Origin of the sequence: Nocardioides sp. (assembly GCF_051876515.1) — a bacterium.
Taxonomy (GTDB): Bacteria; Actinomycetota; Actinomycetes; order Propionibacteriales; family Nocardioidaceae; genus Nocardioides.
The window spans coordinates 1-5,287 of the sequence record NZ_JBJEHY010000230.1; the positions used below are offsets into that span (position 1 = coordinate 1).

The 5,287-nt window shown below is 69.4% G+C and carries 6 protein-coding genes; all 6 read left to right on the forward strand.

The annotated features are described in order from the left end of the window. Positions 1 to 413 (forward strand): amidohydrolase family protein (locus ACI379_RS16140; RefSeq protein WP_439793134.1); only part of this gene is annotated, 413 nt, incomplete at its 5' end. A 27-nt stretch (positions 414 to 440) separates the two neighbouring features. Next, positions 441 to 1,517 (forward strand): TIGR03842 family LLM class F420-dependent oxidoreductase, encoded by a 1,077-nt coding sequence (locus ACI379_RS16145; protein ID WP_439793136.1) that lies wholly within the window; start codon positions 441 to 443, stop codon positions 1,515 to 1,517. Beyond that, a complete protein-coding gene (locus tag ACI379_RS16150; protein WP_439793137.1) occupies positions 1,514 to 2,389 on the forward strand; it encodes an ABC transporter permease in 876 nt (291 codons plus the stop codon). The genes ACI379_RS16145 and ACI379_RS16150 overlap by 4 nt, the downstream gene beginning before the upstream one ends. Next, positions 2,386 to 3,192: an ABC transporter ATP-binding protein gene (locus tag ACI379_RS16155; RefSeq protein ID WP_439793139.1), complete on the forward strand. Its 807-nt coding sequence runs from the start codon at positions 2,386 to 2,388 to the stop codon at positions 3,190 to 3,192. Before ACI379_RS16150 ends, ACI379_RS16155 begins: the two co-directional genes overlap by 4 nt. Further along, positions 3,189 to 3,989, forward strand: a complete 801-nt coding sequence (locus ACI379_RS16160) for an ABC transporter permease (protein ID WP_439793140.1) — start codon at positions 3,189 to 3,191, stop codon at positions 3,987 to 3,989. The genes ACI379_RS16155 and ACI379_RS16160 overlap by 4 nt, the downstream gene beginning before the upstream one ends. A gap of 93 nt (positions 3,990 to 4,082) precedes the next feature. Continuing rightward, positions 4,083 to 5,222 carry an ABC transporter substrate-binding protein gene (locus ACI379_RS16165; RefSeq protein WP_439793141.1) on the forward strand — a complete coding sequence of 380 codons (1,140 nt, stop codon included), beginning with the start codon at positions 4,083 to 4,085 and terminating at the stop codon, positions 5,220 to 5,222. The last annotated feature ends 65 nt before the right edge of the window (positions 5,223 to 5,287 follow it).

A 5,287-nucleotide genomic window follows, 5' to 3' on the forward strand; every position in this document is an offset into this window, starting at 1 on the left:
TCCCCAACGGGATCGGCACCATCGAGCACCGCATGGACCTGATGTACCAGGGCGTCGTGACCGGCGAGATCACCCTGGAGCGCTGGGTCGAGATCACCTCCACCACGCCCGCCCGGATGTTCGGCCTGTACGGCACCAAGGGCGTCCTGCAGCCGGGAGCCGACGCCGACGTCGTGATCTACGACCCCAACGGCCACACCTCCATCGGCTACGACACCCTTCCCGACGGCTCCCCCTCGGGTCGCAAGCACCACATGAACATGGACCACTCCGCGTGGGAGGGCTACGAGATCGACGGCAAGGTCGACACCGTCATCTCCCGCGGCTCGGTGCTGATCTCCGACGACCAGTTCCACGGCCGGGCAGGGCACGGCCAGTACCTCAAGCGCGGCCTGTCCCAGTACCTGCTCTGACCACCCTCGCTGATCGAGCGTGTCGAGATGGGTCTCGACAGGCTCGACCAGCGGCTTCCCGAGAAGGAGGACGACATGGATTTCGGCGTCGTCATGCAGACCAACCCGCCCGCGGCCCGCACGGTCGCGATGGCCAAGAAGGCCGAGGAGCTCGGCTTCGACTACTTCTGGACCTTCGACTCCCACCTGCTGTGGCAGGAGCCGTACGTCATCTACAGCCAGATCCTGGCCGAGACCCACCGCATCGTCGTGGGTCCGATGGTGACCAACCCGGCCACCCGCGACTGGACGGTCACGGCCTCGGTGTACGCCACCCTCAACGAGATGTACGGCAACCGCACCGTGTGCGGCATCGGTCGCGGTGACTCGGCCGTACGCACCCTCAACGGCAAGCCGTGCACCCTCAAGGAGGTCCGCGAGGCGACCCACGTGATCCGCGAGCTGGCCAACTGCCGGCCGGTCGAGCTCAACGGTTCGACCATCCAGTTCCCCTGGGCGCGGCACTCCAGCCTGGAGGTGTGGATCGCCGCGTACGGGCCGATGGCGCTCAAGGCGGCCGGTGAGGCCGGTGACGGGTTCATCCTCCAGCTCGCCGACCTCGAGGTCGCCGAGTGGATGATCGGCCAGGTCAAGGACGCCGCCACCAAGGCCGGGCGCGACGCCGACGCGCTGCAGTTCTGCGTGGCCGCGCCGTTCTACATCGGCGACGACACCCCGGAGTCCAGGGCGCACCAGATCGACCAGTGCCGCTGGTTCGGCGGGATGGTCGGCAACCACATCGCCGACATCGTCGACAAGTACGGCGACACCGGTGTCATCCCGCAGGTCCTCGTCGACTACATCCGTGGCCGCAAGGACTACGACTACAACGAGCACGGCCGCGCCGAGAACACCCACACCGACTTCGTCCCCGACGAGATCGTGGAGCGGTTCTGCCTGCTCGGCACGGCCGAGGACCACATCGCCAAGCTGGAGAAGCTGAAGGCGATCGGGGTCACCCAGTTCGCCGGCTACCTGCAGCACGACAACAAGGACGAGACCATGCGGGTCTACGGCGAGCAGGTCATCCCGGCCGTGCGCGAGCACGTGGTCGCGAAGGCGTGAAGGGGTTGCACCGCCTGCGGGTGGCCGGGTTCGGGGTCCTCGGGATCCTGTTCCTGGTCGCCTGCTGGGACGCCTACGCGGCGTTCGGTCCGGCTGAGGGGGTCAAGGTCGGCGAGACGCTCGTGCTGCCACGGGCCTCGGAGCTGGCCATGCCGCACTCGTGGGAGATGGTGCAGCGCATCGGGGAGCCGTTGCGCACCGGCAGCGAGGACACCGTGCTGTCGGCGGTCGTCGACGCCAGCCTGTTCACGCTGCGGATCGCCGCCCAGGGCTGGGTGCTCGGGGTCGTCGTCGGCCTCGTGCTGGCGGTGCTGATGACCCGGTTGCGGATCGCCGAGCAGGCGCTGCTGCCGTGGGTCGTGATGAGCCAGACGGTGCCGCTGATCGCCATCGCGCCGCTGGTGCGGCGCTGGGGCACGCAGCTGCAGTTCGGCTCCTTCGAGTGGACCAACGAGCACTCGGTGGCACTCATCGCCTCCTACCTCGCGTTCTTCGCGGTCGCCGTCGGGGCACTGCGCGGCTTCAAGTCGCCGCCGGTGACCCAGCTCGAGCTGATGCAGGCGTACGGCGTCGGTTGGTGGCGCACCTTCCTCACCATCCGGCTGCCCGCCAGCGTCCCCTTCCTGCTGCCCGCCCTGCGCCTGGCAGCGGCGAGCGCCGTCATCGGTGCCGTCGTCGCCGAGGTCTCCATCGGCCTGCGCGGCGGCATCGGCCGGATGGTCGTCGACTACGCCCAGTCGGCCTCGTCCGACCCCGCCAAGGCGTGGGCGCCGATCTTCGGAGCCGTCGCGGTCGGCCTGCTCGCCGCCGGCGCCGTCGGGCTGCTCGGGCTGGTCCTCCGTCACTTCAAACTCACAGGAGCACACGCATGAGTGGTGCCATCCAGGTCAACGGCGTCAGCCGTGTCTTCGGTGTCAAGGGCGGCGACGTCGTCGCCCTCGAGCAGGTCGACCTGACCGTGGCGGAGGGGGAGTTCGTCTCCCTGATCGGGCCGAGCGGCTGCGGCAAGTCGACGCTGATGCGGCTGGTCGCCGACCTCGACCAGCCCACGCGGGGCACCATCGAGGTCTTCGGCAAGACGCCGTCGGCGGCCCGCAAGAACCGCGACTACGGCATCGCCTTCCAGCAGGCGGGCCTGCTGCCGTGGAAGACGGTCGAGGCCAACATCCAGCTCCCGCTCAAGCTGCACGGGGTCGCCGCGCCCGCCCGCCGGGCGCGCTCTGCGGAGCTGCTCGAGCTGGTCGGTCTCTCCGACTTCGCCGGCCACCACCCCGACCAGCTCTCCGGCGGCATGCAGCAGCGCGTCGCCATCGCCCGTGCCCTGGCCGAGCAGCCCAAACTGCTGCTGATGGACGAGCCGTTCGGGGCCTTGGACGAGATCACCCGCGAGCGGATGCAGACCGAGCTCACCCGGATCTGCGCGGAGACGGGGGCGGCGGTGCTGTTCGTCACCCACTCGATCCCCGAGGCCGTCTACCTCTCCGACCGGGTCGTGGTGATGAGCCCGCGGCCGGGCCGGATCGTCGACATCGTCGACGTGGCCACCCTCGGCGACTCCAGCGACCGTACGGACGCGGTGCGCGAGGACGAGGGGTTCTTCCACACGGTCGCGCAGGTGCGTGAGCTGCTGCACGGGGCGCCGGTCACGGGCGCCCGCGGGGTGGAGAACCGATGAGCCAGCTCACCGCCCCGGGCGTCCGCTTCCACCTGCGCAACCTCAGGGTGGTGCCGGTCGTCGCACCCCTGGTCGTGGGCGCGGTCTTCCTGGCGGTGTGGCAGCTCGCGGTGTCGGTCGGCAACGTCGACCCGTACATCCTGCCGTCGCCGCAGGCGATCGCCACCCAGGTCGGTCAGGCGCGTACGCAGATCCTCGACGGCATGGTCGGGACGGGGCGCAACGCCCTGATCGGCCTGCTCATCGGGGCGCTGCTCGGCGTCGGCGGCGCGGTGGTCTCCAACCTCGCCAAGCCGCTGGAGTGGATGGCGGGGCCTGCGGTGGCCGCCGCGGCGGTGGTCCCGATCGTGGCGCTGGCGCCGGTCTTCTACACGATGTTCGGCGCGGCCGCGAACACCGGACGGATCCTCATCGCGGCGATCGCGGCCGGCATTCCGATCTACGTCAACACCCTGCGCGGGCTGGGGATGGTGCGGCCCGTGCACGCCGAGCTGATGCAGGTGTACGCGGCCACGCCGCTGCAGCGCGCCACCACGCTCACGCTGCCCACGGCGCTGCCGTACGTCTTCACCGGCCTGCGGATCGCCTCGTCGCTGGCCGTGATCTCCGCGCTGATCGCCGAGTACTTCGGCGGTCCCGTGGACGGGCTCGGCAAGGCGATCACCACGGCCGCCTCGGCCAGCAACTACCCGCTCGCCTGGGCGTACGTCGTCGGCTCGATCGTGCTCGGTCTGGCCTTCTACGTGGTCGCCCTGCTCGTCGAGATCTGGTTCACCCGGCACCAACCCACCACCTGACCCCTCCGGCAGCATCCGGCCCGCCGGAGCCATCTCGGAACCCGCCACCCAACACCCCGAGGAGTACACATGAGTAGGACACCGAGAAGCACCTTGAGTCTCAGACGACCACTGGCTGCGCTCGCGGCCGGTGTCCTGGCCGTCTCCCTGGCCGCCTGCGGCAGCGACGACGACGGAGGCTCCTCCGCCGGCAGCTCGCCCTGCGACTCGGGCGACGTGAAGCTGCAGCTGCAGTGGGTGGCGCAGGGCCAGTTCGCCGGCTACTACGCCGCCGTCGACCAGGGGTTCTACTCCGACGAGGGGCTCGACGTCGAGATCGTCGAGGGCGGGCCCGACATCGTCCCGCAGGACGCCCTGTCCGCCGGCGACGTCGACTACGCCATCTCCTGGGTGCCGAAGGTGCTCGGCTCGATCGAGCAGGGCGCCAAGATCACCAACGTCGCCCAGATCTTCGAGCGCTCGGGCACCACCCAGATCTCGTTCAAGGACAAGGGCATCACGTCGCCGGCCGACCTCAAGGGCAAGAAGGTCGGCTCGTGGGGCTACGGCAACGAGTGGGAGCTGTTCGCCGGCATGCAGAAGGAGGGCGTCGAGATCGCCGACATCACCCTCGTCCAGCAGGCCTTCGACATGAACGGCTTCCTGTCCGGCGACATCGACGCGGCGCAGGCGATGACGTACAACGAGTACGCCCAGGTGCTGGAGACCAAGAACCCCGACACCGGTGAGCTGTACCAGCCCGAGGACCTCAACGTCATCAACTGGAACGACGTGGGCACCGCGATGCTGCAGGACGCCATCTGGGCCAACACCGAGCAGCTCGAGGACGAGGCGTGCCAGGAGCGCACCGTCAAGATGGTCAAGGCCTCCATCAAGGGTTGGGTGTACGCCCGCGACAACGCTCAGGAGGCCGCCGACATCGTCACCGCCGCCGGTTCGCAGCTCGGCACCAGCCACCAGCTGTGGATGACCAACGAGGTCAACAAGCTCCTGTGGCCCTCCAGCGCCGGGCTCGGCATGATCGATGAGGCGGCCTGGGCCCAGACCGTCGGGATCGCCATGGACACCAAGAACGAGACGGGTGCGACGATCATCTCCGAGGAGCCGCCAGCGACGGCGTACACCAACGAGTACGTCGAGCAGGCGCTCTCCGAGCTCCGTGAGGAGGGGGTCGACGTCGACGGCGCCGACTTCTCGCCGATCGAGGTCACCCTCAACGAGGGCGGCAACTGAGGCACACCAACGCAACGCCCCGGTGGGGCGGACACCGAGGTGTCCGCCCCACCGGGTTCACCCTC

Bases quoted from the DNA above. Each gene is read 5' to 3' on its own strand.
- ACI379_RS16155 (WP_439793139.1), top strand. From the start codon at position 2,386: ATGAGTGGTGCCATCCAGGTCAACGGCGTCAGCCGTGTCTTCGGTGTC.
- ACI379_RS16145 (WP_439793136.1), top strand. From the start codon at position 441: ATGGGTCTCGACAGGCTCGACCAGCGGCTTCCCGAGAAGGAGGACGAC.
- ACI379_RS16160 (WP_439793140.1), top strand. From the start codon at position 3,189: ATGAGCCAGCTCACCGCCCCGGGCGTCCGCTTCCACCTGCGCAACCTC.